Raw genomic sequence first — 22851 nt, forward strand, 5'->3', positions numbered from 1 at the left:
AATTCTCTCTCCCACAACATCACCTCATATTATCATTCCATACCTGTCTCATCTCCTTCCAAAACTTCCCTAAAGGAGTGTCCCCCTCAATGAATGAAATCCAATCTCACTATCTCATTATATTTCACTACATTTAGCCACAAAGAAACACCCCAAAAGTCAGATTTCACTCTAACTTTTGGGGTGCAGTACTTCATCAAAACTGAATGATATTTTTCTAACTGTTACCATGCGATTCAATTTCCAACCGATATCCTTTTCAAGAACTTCATTGCCTAAAAACATCAAAGAACATAAACAAACACCCACCTCTATCTCCCTCTCGCTCGGCGATACGCCCAATGATTTGTAGGTCCATGCCCATTTCCAATACCGAGTGAATCTTCAATGGCAGCATGTATAAAATCCTTGGCAATTCCAACAGCAGTTGGAATGCTTTGTCCTTTAGCTAATTCTGCTGTAATCGCAGCCGCGAAAGTACAGCCTGTTCCATGCGTATGCTGGGTATCAATGCGGTTTCTCGTAAAATAATCAAATACTCTCCCATCATACAACAGGTCAACCGACTCATTTTGGCTATCAGCATGGCCACCTTTAATGACAACATGCTTTACCCCAAGGTCATATAATTGTTTTGCTGCTTCTTTTCGGTCATCTAGAGTTCGAATGGTTCTATCTGTTAAAACCTCCGCTTCCGGAATGTTAGGAGTGATTACTAGTGATACTGGTAAAAGCTGTTCTTTAATTGCTTTTACCGCTTCTTCTTGCAGTAAACGTGACCCACCTTTCGCAATCATCACTGGATCAATAACAACATTTTTCCATTCATACTGCTTGATTTTACTAGCAACCACTTCAATAATTTCTGAGCTAAACAACATACCTGTCTTTATTGCATCGACTCCAATATCTGTACTGACAGCATCAATCTGTTTGATAACAGCTTCTTCAGAAAGTGGATAGACACCATCTACCCCTAGTGTATTCTGTGCGGTAATAGCAGTTATAGCAGACATTCCAAATACATCCAATTCCTGAAATGTTTTAAGGTCTGCTTGTATACCGGCGCCACCACCACTATCCGAACCCGCTATCGTTAATGCTTTAAACGTAGTTTTCGTATCCATCGTATCACCTTTTTTCAATAGATTTTGATATGAGAATCTAAAAAAATAACAATCTAGCTCTTAATTCATCACCAATCCACCGTCCACATACAGTGTTTGCCCCGTCATAAACCGACTCCAATCCGATGCTAAAAACAGCACTGGACCTGGAATATCTTCAGGGGTTGCAATTCGTTTTAATGGTGTTTGTGAGATCAGCATTTCTTTTACTTCTTCTTTGGTGTACTGACTCACTGAGGTTGGATATACCAGCCCGGGCGCAACACTGTTTACCCGTATTCCAAATGCCCCTAATTCAGCAGCCAAATTACGGGTATATCCAATTAATGCAGATTTAGCCGTCGTATACTCATGGTATGGAATCATTGGTCTTGCCACTAAATCAGTAGCGATATTGATAATACTTCCTTGACTTTGTTTTTTCATGATGGGAATAACTGCTTGACACAAAAAATGAGTGGAACGAACTGCACCATCTATCTGTTTTTGGTAATCGTCCCAAGTTAATTCCCAGGCAAGCTTTCGTTGATCTGGATCAAAGATATATGGTTTAAATGCATTGTTTACAACAACATCAATTTTTGCTACCTCTAACAAGATTTCGTCGATCATTTGTTTAACATCACCCGCTGAGGTCACATCTGCTCGAATAGCCCATGCGTCTCCACCTGCTTTGATACATGCTTCTACAACTCGTTCTGCTGCTTCTTTGTTTTGTAAGTAATTAATAATAACGGTTGCACCCTCTTTAGCAAAGGCTTTGGCGATAGCAGCCCCGATTCCACGACTTGACCCTGTAACCAATACAACTTTATATTGAAACTTCATCCTATCCCCCACTACTCTTTCGGAATTAATTCATTCGATATAACTTCAGACATGTCTAAAGCATTTTCAATTAACCCTAGCTGCTTATATGTATCTGCCGCTTCTTGTAACACTTCTTCATCAATCGTACCTAATCCACTCTTTTCCGTGCTTTCAGAGATACTTGACGCATTTCGAAGCTTAATTATCTCAAGGTTATCCTCTTCATTTTTCCCGTCAATCGCATACTCTACCGCTAGCTCTGCTGCCTCTTCCGGACTCTGAATCATCCACGCTGCACTTGCACGATATCCTGCTAAAAACTTTGTGAGTAATTCTTTCTTCGTTTCATAGGTTTCCTCCGTCACGACAAACACATCACTAGGAAAGTTTAAATAATCTTTCACTTCCATGACGTTTACCTCACCCAAGCCCTTTTGTTTCCCTGTATATAACCCGGTGTCTGTTGCCGCAGTTGCATCGACCTGACCTTGCATTAACGGAGCAAAATTCAATAACCCCGTTTCGACTATTTCAACATCCTCTTCCGTTAATCCAGCTTGATGTAATAAAACGAGTAGATTTTGGCGTGTTCCACTGGATAGGCTGTAAACGCCCACTGTTTTTCCTTTTAAATCTTTAGGCGTCGTTATATTGGATTCTTTTAACGACACAACATTAAATACATTCTGTGGGTAAATATTATAAATTACTTTCAACTTCTCCCCTTGGTCTAACGAAAAAAACAAAGAACCAGGATCTGTAAAAGCGATGTCCGCTTTACCTGTTAGTACATTTTTAATGGCGTCCCCACCACCTACTCCAGGAATAACTTCCACATCTAATCCATGTTCTTGAAAAAATCCTTTTTCTTCGTCAACGAGTAGGTTTGTTTGCTCCGATATTAATTGACTCCAATTAGCAACTCGAACACGTTCTAACTCACCCTTTTCCTCTGATGCTTGATCACTTTCATCCCCACAGGAAGTAAGTATGACAATCAAACCTAGAACTAACATTATAAAAAAAGCTTTTAATCTCATTGATTTTTCCCCTTTGTATATCGTTTTAATAGATATTTCTCCGATAGGTTTACGAATTGATACAAAAGCATACCAATACCTGTTAATAAAAATAATACAGCAAACATCAGTGGCGTATCCATCATTCCTTGTGATGCAATGATTAAAGCACCGAGTCCTACACTGCCACCAATGAATTCACCAACGACCGCTCCAACTACCGCTAAAACAACCGCAACCCGCAGCCCTGCCATAATACCTGGTAACCCAGCTGGTATTTTTAACTGAAGAAGTGTTTGCCAGCGTGTAGCCCCTAATACACGGAACAATTCACGTTTATTGGAATCTGTATATTGAATCGATGTAACTGTATTTTCTAGTAAAGGAAAGAAACAAATAAGGGCAGTAATAACTACCTTTGATGTCATTCCAAAGCCAAACCATAAAATAAACATCGGTGCTAATGCCAGCTTCGGAACAGCTTGACTTGCGATCACGTACGGAAACAATAGTCTTCTAAGAAACGGAATCTCTCCCATTAAAATCCCGACTAGAAAACCAAGGAAGCTCCCAATCATAAGCCCCATTAAAATTTCGGATAAAGTTCGCAAAATATGTGGGAGTAAATAGCCTGTAGTGAGCCCTTCCCATAATGTCATCACGACAACCGATGGAGCAGGTAAAACAAGTTCAGACATAGCCCCCGATACAAGCTCCCATACGATAAGCAACACTATAAATAATAGGATCCCGTAGACGCGTACATTTCTCATATTTCTTGACCACTCATTTTCTGACGTACATTTAAACAGAGTTCATTAAAAGAATGCTGGTATCTCATTTCTGCTGTTCGATGTTTAGGTAAATCTACTGGCAAGTTATAAATAATCTTTCCGGCTTCCATTAACGCCACTTGATCGGATAAATATATCGCCTCTGAAATATCATGGGTTACAAATAACACACTCGTTTTTTCCATTTGACATAAACGTAACAAATCATCCTGCAATTCTTCCCTTGTTATCGCGTCTAGTGCGGCGAAAGGCTCATCCATGAATAATAAAGTTGGATATTTAATGAGTGCTCTGGCTATTGCTACTCTACTTTGCTGCCCCCCGGAAAGCTCTTCCGGATAACAGGAGCGATAGGAGGATAATCCGACTAGATCTAATAAATATTCTGCTCGATTAATCTCTTCTTTGTTTGGCTTTTTTTGTAGGGTGATTGGCAATAGGACATTATCGATTACATTTTTCCATTCTAGTAGGGTTGGCGATTGAAAAACAAAACCAACTGCAGTAGACGGCTTCACTACCTTTTTCTTCTGCAAATAAACTGCTCCTTCTACTGGATTCAATAATCCTGATGCAAGCTTTAGTAAAGTTGTTTTTCCACAACCACTCCTCCCTAGCAGACTATGAAACTCCCCTTTATTTATTTTCCAGCTAACGTCTGTAATAATTGGGGTTTCCCTTTTATAGCCAAAGGTTACTTGGTCGATCTCTAAAAATGCCATCAATAATCCCTCTCTTTTAGTCTACATAAGGAGCTAAAGCTTCTGCATAATCCTCAGCAGAATCTTCAATATCTACCATATTAATTAAATCAAGTAAGTTAAACCGTCCATCATGATGCCATCCAGCTTCAGGAGATGTCATACTTCCAAGTCCTGATATCCGAGTCACTCCAATATTTCCTAGTAAACCACCAACCTTAAAAAGCTCATCAGGAGTAGCAGCAATACCCACTGTTTGTAAGTAGGATCGATAAGGAGTAACTTCAGAGATAACCTCATCAAACTGATCAAAACCAACAACTTTTATCGACCGATTTAAACTACTAGGTGTAAATGCTCCACCTATATTTTCAAAAACAACCGTCCAAGCACCAGTATCGTCTCCAATTATTTCCTTTTCACGATCGGTGTAGGAAGCGAACTCTTCTTTTTGTCTCCATTCCGCTAACGAGGAGGCTTCCTCTATCGTTAACTCCCGTCTTGGATATCTCTTTTCAAAGCACGCTAGTTCATGAGCTAAATAATAGGCGAATTCTTTCGGGGATACTCTTCCACCACGCTGTACATAAAAAATATGAGGGGAATAACATCCTTGTTGATCGTAGCGTATCACGTCATAGGCAGCATCGTGTGCAGTCTTCCATGCTTTACGAGTATCTAGACTCGCCTTTGATAAGATACCAAAGCTAAGCTTATGTCCAAAAGGTAAAAATCGAGTTGTAATCGGGATACGGCTCCGTAGCGAATCAAGAGATTTATTCCCTCCATAGCCAACGACAACATCAGCTACATCAAAGAGATATCGCTCTCGGTCCTTATCGCCACCTTTCCACCAGACAACAGCTAAACAATCCGAAAGGCTCGGCTCAATCTCTACTAATAATTGAGCAAATAACCCAGCAAAAACAGGTTCCGAGCTAGAAACTTTGCCAATATTTCCTGACTTCACCAACAAGCCAGAAATAAGACTCCACAAAGGAAGTCCTGGCACATTTCCTGCCCAAACATGGACCGTCAAATCTGGACCTACCGCTTTTGAAAAGCCTCTTTTAGCTCGAGGTTGGAAGTCATCCAACAGCCCTGGATTACCTAGATCCTCGATTAGAAATCGCTGCAGTTGCTGCTTCCGAAACGTTTTCAAGTACGAAGTTAACCCCAACCTAACTAGCTCTTGATCATACCCAGTTACGATAGGAAGTAGCTTCTCCGCTTTTTGTCGATAGGGATTTTTTCGATCTATTAACTGCTCAATGGCTTTGTCTATAATCGTTACCATTTCTGAAACAGTTCTTGACTTTAAAACTTCCTTACTTGCCGTTTTGACCTTATCCGTAACTTTATTCATTTGTTGATTCGTCAACATGGGAACTTTTACATGGACCGTTTCATCGTTACCATGAAAGGTAAGTGTTTTATATTCAATATCCTCATCTTCTACTTGTGGTAAATATCCTGCTATTTCTTCCAACATAACTACCCCTTTGTTGCGTGGATCAATTCATCAACAGCGACCGAGCATCCTTTCGCTTCAGTTCCCTGCACCCTTCCTAATAAAAGAAAACCTTCATCCTGAGCAACCCCCATATCTTCTGTAAGAATCGTCGTTACAGAATTAAAGTTTGCTAAATCACAGTGTACAAGAACTCCTCGTTCCCCTTGTTTCACCTCATTACCTGTTAGCGGATTTACTACCCTTGTTCGCACCCAATGGGGACCAGATTTGGTAGAAGGGACAACTGTATTACCCGAGTCATAAAACTGTGTACTAAGCTCTGTCATTCCATACATATTGATACATTGCGAACGATCTACTCCGAGATAACCCGATAACCGCTCGTAAAATTCGTTTAGCTTCAACTCTTTTGATTGATTTTTAAAACCACCAGTATCAAACAGCTTACTTCCTTTTGGTAGTTTAAAAGAAATATTTTTCTGCTCTAAAGCCTCAAACAAATGTACAAAGCTAAATGTTGCTCCTAATAACGCATACGGTTCCCCTGACTCCTCCACATGCTTTAATTCATGTAGTAACTCATTGACTTCAAGTCCATTCTCACCGACAAAATAGCAACTGTCTTCTGTACCAAAATGCCCCTTGGCTAAAGCTAAGTAATGTGCAAGAGATGAATTAGGCATAACCTCTTCTGTCGGAAAAAGTATCCCCATACGGATTTTTTCCTGATCTTTCATAAAACGATCCATAAAATTGAGAACCATAGATCTATCATATACAGCTAGGGTTGGATGGTAGTGCTTCCCTTTTACCCCACTAGTTGTTCCGCTTGTCATAAAGACTGCCTCTGATTTGCTAGGATCCTCACAACTTAAGGTTAATTCTTTAAATCCATTAATCGGAACAGCAGGTATGTCTTTCCACGTTTTAACCGTTCGAAGTGTTTTACCCTTTTTCTTACAGAATGCCTGATAAGGTATATTATGCCCATATTGATAAGAAAACAGATATAAAGCTAGGTCATTAAAAGGTTCTTCGGATGAATCCTTATTCTCTATGAATTCTAGAACTCTATTTACAATCTCCTGTTGCGTCACCTCATCCCAACCTTTCTTAGAAAAATTGACTTGTCTCCATGCCTTTTTTCGACAAGTTTATTTGCAAAAAAATAAACACTTCACCCTAGGGTAAAGTGCTAAAATAATCATGACTTCCCTACGCTGGCATTATCCAACAGGTTCAACGGTCTACGAAGGATTATTCGTACTCTCAGCTGCTTCCACAAGCTCCCGTTCTATTTTTATTTACAAATGAATTCTTTCCTGTGTTGATGTTTGTGCTTTTGTGTCCGATGTTTCCGCTTTTGTGTCCGATGTTTCCTCTCAAGTGTCCGATGTTTCCGCGCGTGCGTCCGATGGTCCCGCTCTCAAGTCAGATATTCCCGCTCCCAAGTCCGATATTCACACCCACTATCCTAAATATCGGTGGTATAACGTCTTCGCCTCGGCAATGTCATTTGTACCATGAACAAGAACACGACCATCTTTAAATAAAACCAGACGATGGGTTCCTATTTGAAAGGAAAGGAGATACGGATTCTGTGAAACTTTTCCACCTTGTTCGGAAAGAATCTCTGCAAGCATTTCTAAGTCTCTTTCCACTTGTTCTGGTGGACGAATTTGAACCGTATCTCTTCCACATAAGACAGCTGTTTTCGTTTGATTTTCAAAAGATAAAAATGGATATGAAGGTGTTTCTCCACAGGATGAACAGCCTTCCTTTTTCATTTTATCGACACGAATAGCTGTTTGTTGGTTTTTCCATAAATCAAAAGAAACTAGTTTTTTTCTTAAGGATTGATAGTCTTCCACTAATATCTTCAGAGCTTCTGTCGTTTGATACGCAACAACCATTTGAACCGCTGGACTGATAATTCCCGCCGTATCACAGGTTAACCCACCCATCGGTACGGTTTCTAATAAGCAATGTAAGCAAGGGGTCTCTCCTGGCAGAATGGTATAACTAATTCCGTAACTACCAACACAGGCACCATATATCCATGGAATATAATGTTTCTGAGAGATATCATTCATAATCATTCGAATATCAAAATTATCTGTTGCATCCATAATCAAATCAACTTCATCAATTAGTTGTTCGATTTCTTCCACTGATACATCTAGAACCAAAGCTTCTATGTCGACTTCTGAATTAATCATTCTCAGACGATTTTCTGCCGCTACTGCTTTGGGGATACGTTGCTCTGCATCCACTTCGACATACAACTGCTGTCTTTGGAGGTTACTCCATTCCACATAGTCACGATCCACAATGGTAAGCTTACCGACCCCCGCGCGGACAAGTGCTTCAGCGCTACCTGTTCCAAGAGCGCCTGCACCAATCACTAATACATGCTTATTGCTAATTTTTGATTGTCCCCCTTTTCCGATCGGAGTGAACAATTCCTGACGGGAGTATCGTTCACTCAACTGATGCTCATTCCTTCCATCGGACTACTGGCTGTTGCATAACGTTTTTTTGGTATACGACCTGCTTCATATCCTAAACGTCCTGCTTCGATTGCCATACGCATTGCTTTTGCCATTTTCACCGGATCCTCTGCCCCTGACACAGCCGTATTTAACAATACACCGTCAGCACCTAATTCCATTGCGATAGCCGCATCAGAAGGGGTACCAATGCCTGCGTCAACAATAACAGGAACATTAGACTGTTCCATGATTAAGCTAAGATTTAATGGATTAATAATCCCTTGGCCTGAACCAATAGGTGAAGCACCAGGCATGATGGCATGACAGCCTAATTCCTCCAAACGTCTTGCTAACAAAACATCATCAGACGTATATGGTAAAACTATAAATCCTTCCTTTAACAGCTCTTCTGCTGCCTTTAATGTTTCGACCGGATCAGGTAACAGTGTTTTCTGACAACCAATTACTTCTACTTTAATCATGTCACAAAGACCCGAAGCTTTTGCTAATTTTGCTGTTCGGACAGCTTCTTCCGCTGTCTGTGCCCCTGCCGTATTAGGCAGCAGGTTGTATTTTTCTACATCAATTTTTTCTAAAAAATTCGGTTGGCTTGGTTCGAATATATTCATTCTACGAACGGAAAACGTCAGTATCTCCGTCTTTGAAACCTCTACCGCTTCTTTTTGAATCTCAAAGTTCGGATATTTCCCAGTTCCTAACAACAGTCTTGATGAAAATTCATATGGTCCAATATTTAACATAATCATCCGCCTCCTACAAAGTTTACAATTTCAATTTTGTCACGATCAGCAATCGTGGTTTCATGATGAGTTTCTTTCTCCAAAATGGACTGATTTAATTCCACAATAACTACCTTCTGGTCAATCCCAAAGTGATGTAATAAGGAAGAAACGGTTGTAATTGTATTTGGAATTTCTACCTTATCCCCATTAATAACTAACTCCATATGTACAACTCCTTCTTAAACGTTTGTTTTAACATGACGGTCAATCCGAAAAGCGGTCAAATCAATCGGTATAGATTCTCCTGTTACTAAACTAGCTATAATCTCACCGGTTATAGGAGAAAGCAAAATACCATTACGGTAATATCCTGTTGCGATGAATAATCCTTTGTATTTTGGATGCTCCCCTAAGTATGGCAAACCATCTCCCGTTTGAGGTCGGATGCCAGCCCAGGCTTTTTCCCATTCCGCATCCACAATAGATGTTACTAGCTTTTTGGCTTTTTCCATCAGTGAACTAATCCCATCAACTGTCACGGTTTGATCAAACGTGTTCGGCTTAACGGTCGCTCCCACAAGAAGACGTCCACCCATTTTAGGGACTAGATAACATCCAGGAGAAAAGATCGTTCTCGTGATCAATGGTTGGTGTGTACGTACCGAAAAACACTCTCCCTTAACTGGATATGTTTGTAATTGTACGCCAGCTTCCGACAATAATTTCTGAGTCCATGCTCCTCCTGCTACAATCACAGTATCACTTTCGAATTTACCAACGTTTGTTATTACCCCGGCAATTTTTCCATTTTCAACCTGAAAAGAAAAAACTTCTGTATACTCTTTGATCACTACCCCTAAAACTGCGGCCGCTTTCAAAAATCCTTCCGTTATTTTCGGCGCGGACACTTGACCATCTTTTTGAATAAACATAGCACCAGTTATCGCATTAGATAAGGCAGGTTCTCTCCTTCTAATTTCTTCTTGACTTATCCATTCCGCTTGTTCTCCAGCTTGCTGTTGCAAATCAATTATTTGTTTATACTCATTTTCTTCTTGTTCGGACAGGGCAATTTTGTACATCCCTTTATTTACTAGTTCGATATCAATTCCGCTTAATTCCTTTATTTCTTCCGCTATTGAAGGGAACATCGATCTGCTTTCCTTTGCCAATGCAAACAACGGACCATCTTCATCCAATTCAACTTGCGCAGCTAGCATCCCTGCTGCTGCTCCTGAGGATTTACTAGCAAGAATGTCTTTTTCCAACAAAAGCACCTTTTTACCTTTTTTGGCAAGGTTGTAAGCTATGGAACCACCATTAATTCCACCGCCTACCACAATTGCATCATATATATTAGGCATAAAAAATCTCCTTTCCCCATAAGATCTACAGCATCTAGTAACTAATAAAAGATACTTGTAGATGTTAGATTGAAAGATTCAAAGCATACTCTTTGGCCACTCCTAAAGGATTATCCGCTTCTAAAATTCCTGACATCACCGCGATCCCTTTGGCACCTGATTCCATTACTGATCTTACATTAATCGGATTTATCCCACCTATTGCAATGACAGGAATAGAAACAGAATTCGTAATGGAGCGTAATTGATCTAATCCTCTTGGAGCTAACCCAGCTTTAGAGTTTGTAGCAAATACATGACCAAAGGTGACATAGTCAGCACCTTGCGTTTGTGCGTGAAGCGCTTCACCAATGGTATGCACGGAACAACCAACACGGAAACCCGTGAAATTTTCTTTAACCATATCCAAAGGTAATGAATGGTACGCTAAATGAATTCCATGAACCTTCGAAATGTAGGCCACATCTAAGCGGTCATTAATTATTATTTTTGAAATCGGAACCTGTTTTTCAATGAGTAGCATTACCATTTCATAGATTTCTTTAGCAGTTTTTGTTTTTTCACGAATATGAATGGCATCGATATAAGGATGAATCTCCTCTATAATCTCTGCTAATGTTTCTGGGGATTGTTTCCCTGTTGAAATAATGTGTAACTCTCCATTTTCCATAAAACTTAACTCCCTATATAAGAAAAGCGCAAGCGCCCGTTTAGCGACGTACGAACTGCGCCAGCGTAACGCTGGTGGTTCAATGTTGCCACGCAAAGTGGTGGTTTTAATTGAACATTCCCCGTAGGAGATAAAGGAAACACGGTGACCGAAAGAAGCCGATGTTGACCTTATCGTACGGAGGTGAAGGAAGTTGCGATAGTCGCTGGACGCGGCTGTTCCTGCCAATAATTATCAACATGCATTTAATTTTATAATTTCCTATACAATTAGAAAAGGCCACTCCATATAGGGGTGGCCTTTTATATATGTTATGTAACATAAACATATGATAAAAATTCCCACTTCCCTACGCTGGTATTGCCAGATCAGGTTCAAAGGGTCCAGATAACATCTGTCTCAGCCTTTAACGGCTCCCCTAGTATGAATGCTATGTAATTATCAAAGTCAGTATAACATACCTTATCAAAAGACGATAGATGTTTCTATAAAATACTAACAGAACTTTTAGGTAGCATTGTTTCTTTACCCATTGTATGGTTTAGTAATTCATTTCATTCCTTTAAAATAAATCCTTTTAAGCTCTGTGTAGTGTATCTTTCACTGCCTTTATAATATCTGGCACTTGTGGAACATGTGCTTTTTCCAGTTCAGGATGATAAGGTACTGGCGATGGCTCCCCACCTAACCGCTTAATGGGTGCAACCAAAGAATCAAATGCTTCACTTTCAGCAATCATACTTGCGATTTCTGCCCCATATCCACCACGTTTAACGGCTTCATGAACCACTACCACACGTCCTGTTTTGGACACAGATTTCACAATTGCTTCCTCATCTAAAGGTACTAGTGTACGTGGATCAATAACTTCTACACTGATTCCTTCTAACGCAAGTTCTTCTGCTGCTTCTAGTGCACGATGCACCATGATAGCTGTGGCAACAATAGTTACATCGGAACCTTCCCGTTTCACATCTGCTTTCCCTAAAGGAATACTATAAGGATCTTCTGGTACATGGGAAGCAGTTTTGTATAATAATTTGTGCTCATAGAAAATAACTGGATTGTCATCATCGATTGCAGCTTTTAGTAAGCCTTTTGCATCGTAAGCTGTGGAAGGCTGAACCACTTTCAAGCCTGGGATATGTGCCACCCATGCTTCTAAGCTTTGGGAATGCTGTGCAGCAGCACCAGTACCAGAACCACTCGGTGTACGCAAAACCATCGGAACCTTCCCTTTACCACCATACATATATCGGATTTTTGCTGCTTGGTTTACGATTTGATCCATGGCAATGGTAATAAAATCAGAAAACTGTAAGTCAAGAATTGGACGCATCCCAGTTAACGCAGAACCAACTGCCGTACCAGCGATCCCCGCTTCACTTATCGGTGTATCACGAACACGCTCCGAACCAAACTCTTCAATCATCCCACTTGTCACACCAAATGCCCCACCATATACACCAATATCTTCACCTAAAATAAATACATCATTATTTATACGCATTTCCTGACTCATTGCTTCCCTTACTGCTTCTAGATATGTAATCACCCTCATTGCAAACCCCTCCTATGCATAAACGTCTGTTAGTAAGTCATCTAGAGTTGGCATGGGACTTTCTTCGGAAAATTTCACTGCAGCTTCGATTTCTTCTTTCGCCACGTCCTGGAGTTCTTCCGCTTTTTCTCCCGTTAAAATTCCCGCTTCCATCAAATCATTCTTAAAGCGTTTGATGGGGTCCATTTGAATCCATTCTTTTTCTTCTGCACGAGTACGATAAATCATATTCTTATCACTCTTGGAATGGCCTTTCCAGCGATATGTTTTTGCTTCAATGAAAGTTGGTCCTTCGCCTTTACGTGCTCGATCTATCGCTTGATCTGTTACATTCATCATTTCTATCATATCATTACCATCTGCAACAACTCCCGGAATTCCATAAGCCTGTGAACGAATTGCAATATCTTCTACGTTAACCATTTCTTTTATCGGACTTGACATACCATATTGGTTATTCTCACAAACAAAAATAACCGGTAATTTCCAAATTGAAGCTAAGTTCACTGCTTCATGAAAACTTCCTTCATTTGTAGCACCATCCCCAAAAAAGCAAACGGTAACGTAGTTCAGCTTTTTCATATGTGCTGTAAGAGCAGATCCTACAGCTAGCGGAATCCCACCTGCAACAATCCCATTTGCTCCAAGGTTTCCCATGTCCACATCAGCGATATGCATGGACCCACCTTTCCCTTTGCAATATCCAGTTGTCCGACCAAAAAGCTCTGCCATCATTTTGTCAGCGGTTGCACCTTTTGCAATACAATGTCCATGGCCCCGGTGCGTACTAGTTATTTTATCTTCCACACCTAGCAAAGCACATACACCAACTGCACTTGCTTCCTGCCCGATTGCCAAGTGCGTCGTACCGTGAATCATTCCTTTTGCAAAATACTCATCTACTTTTTCCTCAAAAAAACGAATAACCCACATTTGCTTATATAAATCGATTAATTTGTTGTCGGTAATTTTTTGGGGGACGTTCCATCTAGCCACGAGAACACTCTCCTTCTTCTATTTAACATTCATATAATGACCTATATTTCCCACTAAAAAACCAAGCAATCCGAGCCCGGTTCTTTTTACAAAACAAATTCCGTATGTGGTGTTTTCCATATGTTAAAACTAACACAGTTTTCGTTCGTGTGGTAGGAGGGGAATTTTTGACAAAATCCTGTTGTGATTTCACGTTCGAACTGGACCAGGAGAAGACTTTACTGCTCACTACCACAATATAATGGAGGAAAATTTCTATGTATTAGAAGGTGAATTAGAAATCCACATCGACAATGAGATATTCCATTGTAAGAAAGGTGATTTCATTCACGTAGAACCAAAGAAAGTACACTATCTAACCAATAAGGGAAACAGCGATTTCAAAGCCTGCTTTATGCTATCCCCCTTTCAAGAAAAAGACAAAGTAGAAGTGGAATACACACCATATAGAGATTGATAGAAATGAACAGATCGTATTATGGATGAACTAAAAAAACTATAGGTCGTATTTTACAGGGTAAGGGCTGTTTCAAAAGGTCATAAATAATGACCTTTTGAGTCTTATCCCACCAATAAATAAACAAACAATGGGACCAATACAGGCATGACTAATGTCATTAATAAGAATGATAATGTACTAATAGCCCCAGCATAATCATCGTCTTCCATCAGACGGGCGGTTCCGATTGCGTGAGAGGTTGATCCCATAGCTACTGCTTTAGCCAAGCTACTTTTTATGTTCAGCTTTTTAAAAATAGTTGGACCGATTACTGCACCAAGCATCCCAGACATAGTACAGATAACAGCTGTCAAAGCAGGAATCCCCCCATAAAATTCTGCAAGATCGATGGCGACTGGTGCAGTTATATTTTTCAACATAGCAGAAACTACATAACTGTTGTCTACTTGGAATGCCCATAAGAACACAGCACCTGTCAATACGCCTAGGATTGCGGCAATGACAACCCAACTTACAATTTTCAATCCATTTTGTGCGAGCATTTTACGATGTTTATATAGCGGAAAGCTTAATGCAACCACAGCAGGACCGAGCAACCAGTCAATCCACTGTGCACTCACATAATAGTCTGCATAGGTTTTTCCGCTAATGAGTACCAATATGATTAGGACCACCGTAGCTGTAAAAACAGGAATCAAATAATTGCGCTTCTTTCGTAAATAAACATACTGCGCTACAGCGAAAACAATTAAAGTTAATATTAGCCACATGAAGAGTCACTTACTTTCCGGTCCATCCAATAACTAACAAGCAAAATGATTAAAAATGAACTCACAAGCATTAAACTGAAGAATAAAACGCCAAATACACTTAGTAGATTGTCATATTGAATGATTCCAACTGTTACTGGCACAAAAAATAAAGGCAGATACTTAATGAAAAGCTGAGCCCCACCTTTTACCCAATTAACTAGTTTTTCACCATATACTAAAAAAAGACCAAATAGTAATATCATGCCAATTATACTGCCTGGAGCCCATGGCAAAAGATAAGTATTGATAGTTTCCCCCAATAAATAGAATCCTATAATTAAAATAATTCCGCTCACGGTTTTCAATATATTCACCTCATTAAAAAACTTAGCTTTTCTTATCCAACCTTGGAAAACTTGGCAATCACCATGCCTTTATGGTGATTGCCTTAGTTGCACTTATGCAGGAAGGAAAGTTTATATTTTCCTATCTACTAAGAAAGGCCACAACATGTGACCCTTTCATTATATCAAAGTTGCTTTCTTCGTTGTTTTTGATTGAATTACTGGATTTTCTAGTGTACCTATTCCTGTAACGGTACAAGATACTACATCACCAGCTTTAACAAAACCTGCTCCTACTGGACTCCCAGTAAGAATGACATCCCCAGGATTTAAAACCGTAACTTGAGACAAGTAAGAGATCATTTGTGAAATGGAGATGATCATGTGGCTAGTTGGACTATTTTGAAACGGTTCCCCGTTTACATAGGATTGAATCATTACATTTTCTAATTCAAATTCTGTTTCAATCACAGGCCCCAAGGGGGTAAAGCTAGGGAATGATTTCCCTACGAACCAATGACCATCTTCTCTAAAATAATCTGGGCTTGTTACATCGTTTGCGACAGTGATGCCGAAGATATAATCTAAATAATCCGATTCATCAATATTCCGAGCCTGTTTCCCAATGATTACAGCAATTTCCGATTCAAATTTTACTGATTCAATTCCAGGTGGCAATTCGATGGAATCTTCTGTCCCAATGACAGAATGCTTAGGTTTTGAAAAGAAAATTGGCGTGTTGGGTAACCATTCCGGTCGGTCCTTCTCATCAGCAATAAAGTTAGCTCCAATTCCGATGATTTCATTTGGAATAAGAGGAGAAATCAGACGAACCTCCTCTATATTCACTTTTTCATCTGTTTGTGCTGTATCTACGTTTAAAGGAGAACCTGTTAAGACAATAATTTCCTCATCTTTCAGGACACCATATTTATCTGTTTTTCCTTGCTTGAAACGTACATATTTCATTTCATTCACCTGCTTTTTAACGTAATGGATCATATGGTGTTAAATCAAGATCAATAGCTTCTTCTAATGCCAATCGTGCTGCCAATGAGCCAACGTATGGTCCCATCGTTAAGCCTGACGCACCGAGCCCGGTTGCAATAATTAAGTTCTCGAAGCCTGACACTTTTCCGAGCAATGGGTTTTTATCCGGACTCATCGGCCTGAAGCCGACCCGGACTTCTTTGAACGTAGCGTCAGCTAAACCAGGTGCAACACACAACCCTTCATGTAATACTTCATGAACTCCACCGGATGTTACCCGATAGTCAAAACCACTCCCTGTCTCACGCGTAGCACCAAATGCAATTCGGTTATCATTAAAAGATACCATATAATGGCTACTATCCTGCGGCAGGACAACTGGCCAATTAGAAGTATCCTCGTCAACGGTTAGATGAACAATTTGGCCTCTTTGCACCTCTTGATTAATCGCTACACCAACTGGTTTAAGCAAGTCGCCGGTCCAAGCACCTGCTGCCACAATTACTTGGTCTGCCTGTATGTTACCTTCACTCGTTTCTATTATTAGCCGATGATCTGAGTCTTTTATCAAACTTACTTTCTCTTCAATTACTTTTCCGCCATTTTGCTTAAAACCTTTTACCAACGCCTTTGCAAGTAATCTTCCATCTAAGCGAGCTGAACCTGAAATATAAAGTGCATGCAGGTTTTCATCCAAACCAGGGAAATAATCCTGGGCTTTTGGGGCTTCCAACAGTTTTATATCGCCAACAGCTGCATAGGACTCCTTATGTTTTTCTACTTTTTTCTTTAATTCCTTTAATTCTTCCCAATCGTCGCTCGTCGCTAATGCACCGGTAAAACCATAACCTGTTTCTGTATTCCCATCGGCTTCCAACGATGCGATCAGTTCAGGATAATATAGAGCTCCTTTACTCGCAATAGCAAACCAGTCCGGATCATCCACCCTTGATATCCAAGGGCAAATGATTCCTGCTCCTGCCGATGTGGCTTTTCCTTCAAATGCTTGATCGATAAGAATGACTTCTTGTTCTCCCTTTTGCGATAAATAGTAAGCAGCACATGCACCTACTATTCCTCCTCCAATTACTACATATGTCATGTAACTTCCCCCATCTAATGTTTTAGTGGATAATGGCATTTCACATAATGACCTGTGGCATATTCTCTTAGTTTCGGTCGATCAACCAAACAGTTGTCTTGTGCGAACGGACACCGTGCAGCAAATTTACACCCTTGGTCACTAGTCTCTTCCTGGTTCAATTCATCGGCGACCGCGTCACTGTCACCAATTGTCCGTTTAGTTGGATCAGTTGATGGAACAGCTGAAATCAACCTCTTTGTATAAGGGTGAAGCGTGTTTGAAAATAGTTTTTCATTCGTGGTCATCTCCACGATTTCCCCCATATACATTACAGCAATCCGGTCACTCACATATTTAACAGCCGGGATTCCATGCGCGATAAAGACATAGGTTAAATCCAGTTCATTTTGCAGTCTTTTTAATAGATTCAAAACCTGCGCCTGAATCGATACATCCAAAGCGGAAACCGGCTCATCACAAATTATCAATTCAGGATTTAGTGCAATAGCACGGGCAATACCAATCCGCTGTCGTTGTCCGCCACTAAACTCATGCGGATATCGATGCAAAAGCTCTGGATCTAATCCCACGATTTCCATCAATTCAACTACTCGTTTTTCAAGCTCCTTTCCTTTGTAGAGTTTGTGTGTAACAAGAGGCTCAGCGATAATATCAAAGACGTGCATTCTTGGATTTAAGGAAGAAAACGGATCCTGAAAGATCATCTGGATATTTTTCTTATACGGACGAAAATCCTTTGGTTTTACGCTAGCAATATTTTCACCGTTGAAGTAAACTTCTCCACTTGTCGGTTCAACCAATCGAATAATTGAATTTCCTGTCGTTGATTTTCCACACCCAGATTCTCCTACAATACCTAGTGTCTCTCCTTTTTTCACATATAATGATACATCATCCACAGCCTTTACATAACGAGTAGTTCGTTTGAATTTTCCAGATTTAATAGGAAAGTAAGTTTTTAGATTTTTTACTTCCAATAAAACCTTTTGATCTTCTGTAGTACGATGTTTTTCTTTAAGTTCCACTGCTTCCGTCAAGATGTCTTCACCTCTTCCTTATACAGCCAGCAATTCACCATCTCTTCCTCACCGTAGTACATATTTTCTGGTGCCTGACTTTTACAAATCTCCATTGCAAATGGACACCGTGGATGGAACGGACAACCACTTGGCTTGTTGGCAGGGGTAGGCACACTCCCTTTGATAGATTCGAGGTTATCCTCTTGATCGATGGATGGAGTACTCCTGATAAGTCCCTTGGAATAAGGATGCTTTGGGTTGGCAAAGAACTTTCCTACCTCATTCTCTTCAACAACTTGGCCCGAATACATTACTACCACTCGGTCGACCATTTCAGCCACGACACCTAAATCATGGGTAATGAGAATAATAGATGTATCTAGCTCTCTCGTAATCTTTTTCATTAATCCTAGGATCTGTTCCTGTATTGTCACATCAAGCGCAGTCGTTGGCTCATCCGCAATTAATAATTCCGGATCACAAGCTAAGGCAATAGCAATCATGATCCGCTGTCGCATCCCACCGCTCAACTGATGCGGATAGTACGCATACTTTTCTTCCGCCTGTGGAATCCCTACCATTTTCATCATGTTAATCGCATGGTTATGTGCCTCTATTTTCGAAAGTTCCTTCTTATGCAGTAAGACGGTTTCTTCGATTTGCTTTCCGACACGAATCAACGGATTAAGAGATGTTAGTGGCTCCTGAAAGATCATCGAAATTTCATTCCCTCGCACTTTTCTCATTTTCTTTGTTGAAAAAGTCGTTAAATCCTGTCCTTTAAAATGAATGTTGCCAGAGTTAATTTTTCCTTTATTGCCTAACAACTGTAATATAGACAATGACGTGACACTCTTCCCGCAACCAGATTCACCGACTATGCCAAGGACCTCGCCTTTTTTGACAGAGAAAGAGACACCGGTAAGTGCTGGGATCACACCATGATCTGTATAAAAGTTCGTATGCAAATCCTTTACTTCCAATAAATTCATTCCGTCATCTCCTTTTCTTATAATCTCGGATCGAGCACATCGCGGAGCCAGTCACCAAGAAAAATAATGCCAAGCACCGTAATAGTAATCGCAATACCTGGGAAAGTTCCCATCCACCAGTGTGTTGCCAAGTAATCCCTGCCATCATTCAACATCCCTCCCCAGGAAATGTCTGGTGGTTGAATGCCTAATCCAAGGAAACTCAGAGATGCTTCTAGAATAATCGTTGTCGCTACGCTCAACGTTGAAATAACGATAAATGTCGACATCACGTTTGGAATCAGATTCTTTCGGATGATGGTCAAGTGGCTTGTACCAATCGTCTGAGAAGCTTTCACAAATTCACGTTCCTTTAAGCTCAGAACCTCCCCCCGTATAATCCGTGCATAGTTCACCCAAGTAGTCAGTCCAATTACAATAATCAAAACGGTTAAGCTTGGGGAAAAAATAGTCAAAATAACCATGATGAACAAAATACTCGGTATGGACAAAAACGCATCGACTATTCGCATCAAAATTTGATCAACCCATTTTCCGAAATAAGCCGAAACAACTCCGATAATCAAACCGATAAAACCAGCAACTACCACGGATAAAACCCCAACAATCAGGGAGACACGCGTTCCATATATCAGTCTGCTAAAGACATCTCTCCCCAGGTTATCGGTTCCTAATAAGTAAGCTGATGTGCCTCCCTCTTGCCAAGAAGGTGGAACCAAAATATCGGATAATTGCGGTTCTGTTGGACTGTATGGTGTAATGAAATCGGCAAAAATCGCGATCAGTGTGACGCTGATTAAAATGAAGAGTCCGACCATTCCTGTTTTACTCTGTGCAAGTAATTTTAGAAATAACTTAACATTTCCAGATCTCTTATAGGTTTTAACTTTTTTCACTTCGCTAGTAGCCTCACTCAATTGGAACACCTCCTTAAGAATGTTTAATCCGTGGATCAATAATGAAATAAATCAAATCAGTGATTAAGTTAATGAGTATAACAAGTATCGCAATAATAAAAACGGAGGCCTGCACAACTGCCATATCACGTGCGTTTACCGCTTGAACGAGTAGCATACCCAAACCTGGCCACTGAAAGACGGATTCAGTAATAATCGCCCCACTAACAAGTATGGAAAGCTGTAAAGTGGTAATTGTGATGACAGGTATAAGTGTATTTCGGAATGCGTGATAAACAACCACCTTAACATAAGGTACTCCTTTACTTGACGCTGTCCGAATATAATCCTGTCCTAATGTGTCTAGCATCGAAGATCGAACAAGTCGAGTCATCTCCGCAGCAACCGACGTTCCCAGTGTAATGGCCGGTAAGACTAAATGCATAAAAGTTCCTCGTCCTGACACTGGGAAGGCTTGAAAATTGACTGCCAAAAGTAAGATCAACATAATCCCTAGCCAAAAATTTGGCATTGCTTTACCTAATACAGATCCACCAGTGATGAATAAGTCGACATAAGAATTTCTCCTATTCGCTGACCAAATCCCCAAAGGTATGGAGATGGCAAGAGCCACCAACATGGCGGCTCCTGCTAACTCAAAGGTTGCGGGCAAGCGATCAATCACAAGCGGAAGAGCGTCCATATCGTACCGAGTGGATGTTCCGAAATTCCCACGAGTAATATCCATAACAAAATTAGCATATTGAACAATGAACGGATCATTGAGTCCCAAGGATTCACGCATATATTCACGGTCTTCCTGACTGGCATCCTCAGGAAGCATCAAGGAAACCGGATCCCCAGCATGGTAGACGAGCACAAAAACCACAAAGGTGATGATAAACAAGACCGGTATTAACTCGAGTAATCGTTTAAATATGAATTTCTTCATTTGCTCACCCACCTCAAACAGTTAGTTTGGTTGTATATGATCGAAATACAACGCTTCATCTAAGCGTGGTTCGAACAGTATACTGTCAGATACGCCATAATTCACTTTATCCTGATACAAGAAAGTGTGTGGACGCTCTTCTGCGACGACTTGCTGAATTTCTTTAAACTGTTCCAATCTAGACTCTTCGTCTAAGTTACGAGATGCATCTTGGAATAGTTGGTCAACATCTGGATTATTGTAATCTGTTTGTCCAGCAGCCCGGTCTATCGTGTAATGTACCAAGGAATAAGAAGCATCCAACAATCCATCCGCAAGTCCAATCATAATCAATTCTTCGTTTTCATTTTCTGAATAAACATCAATGAATGTGCCTGACTCAAGAAGTTCCAAATTCACTTCAATACCGACCTCACCAAGCATTACAGCTATCAATTCTGCTACCTCACCATCTAATGGATAACGACCGCGTGGTGCCGTTAGGGTAATTTCTAATCCATCTTCATAACCCGCTTCTGCAAGTAACTCTTTTGCACGCTCTTTGTCATGCACATACGTATCATAAAGGTCAGGATTCGTTCCAAATACCCCTTCTGGTACACGCGAACGAACTGGAACACCAGAACCACGAAGAACAGAATCCACAATTGCTTGTTGGTCAATGGCTAAATCAATTGCTTCACGAACACGTTCATCTGATGTCGCAAATCCTTCTGTCAAACGGTTCATTAATAGCATGACGCGAGTTGTCTCACCTTGCACTAGGGAAGTTCCTTCATTATCATTGACCCGATCCCATTCATTCGGTGTAACATCCGTAATCAACTGAACACCACCTGTCAACAACTCTCCAACTCGAGTAGAACTCTCACTAATGGCCCGAACAGTAACCGTATCCCATATTCCAGGCTCACCATAATAGTCCTCAAATTTCTCCAACACTACTTCACTGTCCACATCCCAACTAACAAACTGGTAAGGTCCTGAACCAATCGGATTTTCAACAAACCCATCCATACCAACTTCTTCTACATATTCTTTCGGTAAGATATCTGCACCACTTTTAGCAAGTACATGTTGGATCGTTGGCATTGGGCCGTCGGTTACAATTTCAACCGTATACGTATCCAATACATTAACTTCTGCAAGCTGTGTGAAATATGGATATTCTTTTAATCCTTGATCTGTCATAACTCGTTCTAAGCTGAACTTAACATCCTCAGCCGTAAGTTCTTCACCATTATGGAATGTGATACCCTCAACTAAATTAAAATGCCATGTTTCTTCATCTACATTTTCATACGATTCAACGATCTCAGGAACAATCTCCATATCTTGATTTCTAGCAAATAAGCGATTATACATATTGCGGAAAATCCGCTCCCCATTAGTACTTAAAGAGTCCTGCGGGTCAAGGGTTGTGATATCTGCCGATTGGGCAATTACCAAGTTCCCATCCGTCACGCTACCATTTTCCGTTCCATTTTCCGTTCCTACTTCTCCACTTTCTCCACTACAAGCAGCTAGGAAAAATACCAAAGCTGCAATAAACGTTAGCCATTCCCACCTTTGTTTCATGCTTTTCTCCTC

The 22851-nt window shown here is 40.5% G+C and carries 23 protein-coding genes, 1 pseudogene and 1 riboswitch; of the genes and pseudogenes, 1 reads left to right on the plus strand and 23 read right to left on the minus strand.

Annotated features, from left to right (window positions below; genetic code table 11):
* Positions 1–311: 311 nt before the first annotated feature.
* The 14 genes from thiD to ACFSTA_RS08330 form a co-directional block, all read right to left on the minus strand.
* Positions 312–1127: a bifunctional hydroxymethylpyrimidine kinase/phosphomethylpyrimidine kinase gene (gene thiD, locus ACFSTA_RS08265; protein ID WP_377556137.1), complete on the minus strand. Its 816-nt coding sequence runs from the start codon at positions 1125–1127 to the stop codon at positions 312–314.
* A gap of 60 nt (positions 1128–1187) precedes the next feature.
* Positions 1188–1955 (minus strand): SDR family oxidoreductase, encoded by a 768-nt coding sequence (locus tag ACFSTA_RS08270; protein ID WP_377556138.1) that lies wholly within the window; start codon positions 1953–1955, stop codon positions 1188–1190.
* 11 nt (positions 1956–1966) lie between these two features.
* Entirely contained in the window at positions 1967–2977 is a 1011-nt protein-coding gene (locus ACFSTA_RS08275; protein ID WP_377556139.1) for an ABC transporter substrate-binding protein, read from the minus strand.
* Positions 2974–3729, minus strand: coding sequence for an ABC transporter permease (locus ACFSTA_RS08280; RefSeq protein ID WP_377556141.1), 756 nt, complete (start codon positions 3727–3729; stop codon positions 2974–2976). Before ACFSTA_RS08280 ends, ACFSTA_RS08275 begins: the two co-directional genes overlap by 4 nt.
* Positions 3726–4472: an ABC transporter ATP-binding protein gene (locus tag ACFSTA_RS08285; protein WP_377556142.1), complete on the minus strand. Its 747-nt coding sequence runs from the start codon at positions 4470–4472 to the stop codon at positions 3726–3728. Before ACFSTA_RS08285 ends, ACFSTA_RS08280 begins: the two co-directional genes overlap by 4 nt.
* A 16-nt stretch (positions 4473–4488) precedes the next feature.
* Positions 4489–5940, minus strand: coding sequence for an acyl-CoA reductase (locus ACFSTA_RS08290; protein WP_377556143.1), 1452 nt, complete (start codon positions 5938–5940; stop codon positions 4489–4491).
* A gap of 5 nt (positions 5941–5945) precedes the next feature.
* Positions 5946–7022: a LuxE/PaaK family acyltransferase gene (locus ACFSTA_RS08295; RefSeq protein WP_377556144.1), complete on the minus strand. Its 1077-nt coding sequence runs from the start codon at positions 7020–7022 to the stop codon at positions 5946–5948.
* 372 nt (positions 7023–7394) lie between these two features.
* A complete protein-coding gene (locus ACFSTA_RS08300) occupies positions 7395–8414 on the minus strand; it encodes a thiazole biosynthesis adenylyltransferase ThiF (RefSeq protein ID WP_377556145.1) in 1020 nt (339 codons plus the stop codon).
* On the minus strand, positions 8411–9178 hold the full coding sequence (locus ACFSTA_RS08305; protein WP_377556146.1) for a thiazole synthase: 768 nt from the start codon (positions 9176–9178) through the stop codon (positions 8411–8413). The genes ACFSTA_RS08300 and ACFSTA_RS08305 overlap by 4 nt, the downstream gene beginning before the upstream one ends.
* 2 nt (positions 9179–9180) lie before the next feature.
* A complete protein-coding gene (thiS, locus tag ACFSTA_RS08310; protein WP_377556148.1) occupies positions 9181–9384 on the minus strand; it encodes a sulfur carrier protein ThiS in 204 nt (67 codons plus the stop codon).
* Positions 9385–9399: 15 nt separating this feature from the next.
* Positions 9400–10524, minus strand: coding sequence for a glycine oxidase ThiO (gene thiO, locus ACFSTA_RS08315; RefSeq protein ID WP_377556149.1), 1125 nt, complete (start codon positions 10522–10524; stop codon positions 9400–9402).
* A 64-nt stretch (positions 10525–10588) separates the two neighbouring features.
* Entirely contained in the window at positions 10589–11194 is a 606-nt protein-coding gene (tenI, locus tag ACFSTA_RS08320) for a thiazole tautomerase TenI (RefSeq protein WP_377556150.1), read from the minus strand.
* 329 nt (positions 11195–11523) lie between these two features.
* Positions 11524–11624, minus strand: a riboswitch (TPP riboswitch).
* A 147-nt stretch (positions 11625–11771) separates the two neighbouring features.
* Positions 11772–12755, minus strand: coding sequence for an alpha-ketoacid dehydrogenase subunit beta (locus ACFSTA_RS08325; protein ID WP_377556151.1), 984 nt, complete (start codon positions 12753–12755; stop codon positions 11772–11774).
* Positions 12756–12767: 12 nt separating this feature from the next.
* Entirely contained in the window at positions 12768–13751 is a 984-nt protein-coding gene (locus ACFSTA_RS08330; RefSeq protein ID WP_377556153.1) for a thiamine pyrophosphate-dependent dehydrogenase E1 component subunit alpha, read from the minus strand.
* Positions 13752–13953: 202 nt separating this feature from the next.
* Between ACFSTA_RS08330 and ACFSTA_RS08335 the strand changes: the two are divergent.
* Positions 13954–14208, plus strand: a pseudogene (locus tag ACFSTA_RS08335) (cupin domain-containing protein); the annotation flags it as partial.
* Positions 14209–14312: 104 nt separating this feature from the next.
* Here the strand turns inward: ACFSTA_RS08335 and ACFSTA_RS08340 are convergent.
* The 9 genes from ACFSTA_RS08340 to ACFSTA_RS08380 all read right to left on the minus strand — a co-directional run bounded on the left by ACFSTA_RS08340 (position 14313) and on the right by ACFSTA_RS08380 (position 22839).
* Positions 14313–14981: an LrgB family protein gene (locus ACFSTA_RS08340; RefSeq protein ID WP_377556154.1), complete on the minus strand. Its 669-nt coding sequence runs from the start codon at positions 14979–14981 to the stop codon at positions 14313–14315.
* Positions 14972–15319, minus strand: coding sequence for a CidA/LrgA family protein (locus ACFSTA_RS08345; protein WP_377556454.1), 348 nt, complete (start codon positions 15317–15319; stop codon positions 14972–14974). The genes ACFSTA_RS08340 and ACFSTA_RS08345 overlap by 10 nt, the downstream gene beginning before the upstream one ends.
* A gap of 168 nt (positions 15320–15487) precedes the next feature.
* Positions 15488–16276, minus strand: coding sequence for a fumarylacetoacetate hydrolase family protein (locus tag ACFSTA_RS08350; protein WP_377556155.1), 789 nt, complete (start codon positions 16274–16276; stop codon positions 15488–15490).
* Positions 16277–16292: 16 nt separating this feature from the next.
* Positions 16293–17399 (minus strand): NAD(P)/FAD-dependent oxidoreductase, encoded by a 1107-nt coding sequence (locus ACFSTA_RS08355; RefSeq protein ID WP_377556157.1) that lies wholly within the window; start codon positions 17397–17399, stop codon positions 16293–16295.
* 14 nt (positions 17400–17413) lie between these two features.
* Positions 17414–18439 (minus strand): ABC transporter ATP-binding protein, encoded by a 1026-nt coding sequence (locus tag ACFSTA_RS08360; protein WP_377556158.1) that lies wholly within the window; start codon positions 18437–18439, stop codon positions 17414–17416.
* Positions 18436–19413, minus strand: coding sequence for an ABC transporter ATP-binding protein (locus ACFSTA_RS08365; protein WP_377556159.1), 978 nt, complete (start codon positions 19411–19413; stop codon positions 18436–18438). Before ACFSTA_RS08365 ends, ACFSTA_RS08360 begins: the two co-directional genes overlap by 4 nt.
* A gap of 17 nt (positions 19414–19430) precedes the next feature.
* Positions 19431–20330 (minus strand): ABC transporter permease, encoded by a 900-nt coding sequence (locus ACFSTA_RS08370; protein WP_377556160.1) that lies wholly within the window; start codon positions 20328–20330, stop codon positions 19431–19433.
* Between the two features lie 13 nt (positions 20331–20343).
* On the minus strand, positions 20344–21261 hold the full coding sequence (locus tag ACFSTA_RS08375) for an ABC transporter permease (protein ID WP_377556161.1): 918 nt from the start codon (positions 21259–21261) through the stop codon (positions 20344–20346).
* A 21-nt stretch (positions 21262–21282) separates the two neighbouring features.
* On the minus strand, positions 21283–22839 hold the full coding sequence (locus ACFSTA_RS08380) for an ABC transporter substrate-binding protein (RefSeq protein ID WP_377556162.1): 1557 nt from the start codon (positions 22837–22839) through the stop codon (positions 21283–21285).
* Between the last annotated feature and the right edge of the window lie 12 nt (positions 22840–22851).

It is taken from the genome of Ornithinibacillus salinisoli (genome assembly GCF_042684965.1).
GTDB lineage: Bacteria > Bacillota > Bacilli > Bacillales > Amphibacillaceae > Ornithinibacillus > Ornithinibacillus salinisoli.

Bases quoted from the DNA above. Each gene is read 5' to 3' on its own strand.
- thiD (WP_377556137.1), bottom strand. From the start codon at position 1,127: ATGGATACGAAAACTACGTTTAAAGCATTAACGATAGCGGGTTCGGAT.
- ACFSTA_RS08270 (WP_377556138.1), bottom strand. From the start codon at position 1,955: ATGAAGTTTCAATATAAAGTTGTATTGGTTACAGGGTCAAGTCGTGGA.
- ACFSTA_RS08275 (WP_377556139.1), bottom strand. From the start codon at position 2,977: ATGAGATTAAAAGCTTTTTTTATAATGTTAGTTCTAGGTTTGATTGTC.
- ACFSTA_RS08280 (WP_377556141.1), bottom strand. From the start codon at position 3,729: ATGAGAAATGTACGCGTCTACGGGATCCTATTATTTATAGTGTTGCTT.
- ACFSTA_RS08285 (WP_377556142.1), bottom strand. From the start codon at position 4,472: ATGGCATTTTTAGAGATCGACCAAGTAACCTTTGGCTATAAAAGGGAA.
- ACFSTA_RS08305 (WP_377556146.1), bottom strand. From the start codon at position 9,178: ATGTTAAATATTGGACCATATGAATTTTCATCAAGACTGTTGTTAGGA.
- thiS (WP_377556148.1), bottom strand. From the start codon at position 9,384: ATGGAGTTAGTTATTAATGGGGATAAGGTAGAAATTCCAAATACAATT.
- thiO (WP_377556149.1), bottom strand. From the start codon at position 10,524: ATGCCTAATATATATGATGCAATTGTGGTAGGCGGTGGAATTAATGGT.
- tenI (WP_377556150.1), bottom strand. From the start codon at position 11,194: ATGGAAAATGGAGAGTTACACATTATTTCAACAGGGAAACAATCCCCA.
- ACFSTA_RS08325 (WP_377556151.1), bottom strand. From the start codon at position 12,755: ATGAGGGTGATTACATATCTAGAAGCAGTAAGGGAAGCAATGAGTCAG.
- ACFSTA_RS08340 (WP_377556154.1), bottom strand. From the start codon at position 14,981: ATGTGGCTAATATTAACTTTAATTGTTTTCGCTGTAGCGCAGTATGTT.
- ACFSTA_RS08350 (WP_377556155.1), bottom strand. From the start codon at position 16,276: ATGAAATATGTACGTTTCAAGCAAGGAAAAACAGATAAATATGGTGTC.
- ACFSTA_RS08355 (WP_377556157.1), bottom strand. From the start codon at position 17,399: ATGACATATGTAGTAATTGGAGGAGGAATAGTAGGTGCATGTGCTGCT.
- ACFSTA_RS08365 (WP_377556159.1), bottom strand. From the start codon at position 19,413: ATGAATTTATTGGAAGTAAAGGATTTGCATACGAACTTTTATACAGAT.
- ACFSTA_RS08375 (WP_377556161.1), bottom strand. From the start codon at position 21,261: ATGAAGAAATTCATATTTAAACGATTACTCGAGTTAATACCGGTCTTG.
- ACFSTA_RS08380 (WP_377556162.1), bottom strand. From the start codon at position 22,839: ATGAAACAAAGGTGGGAATGGCTAACGTTTATTGCAGCTTTGGTATTT.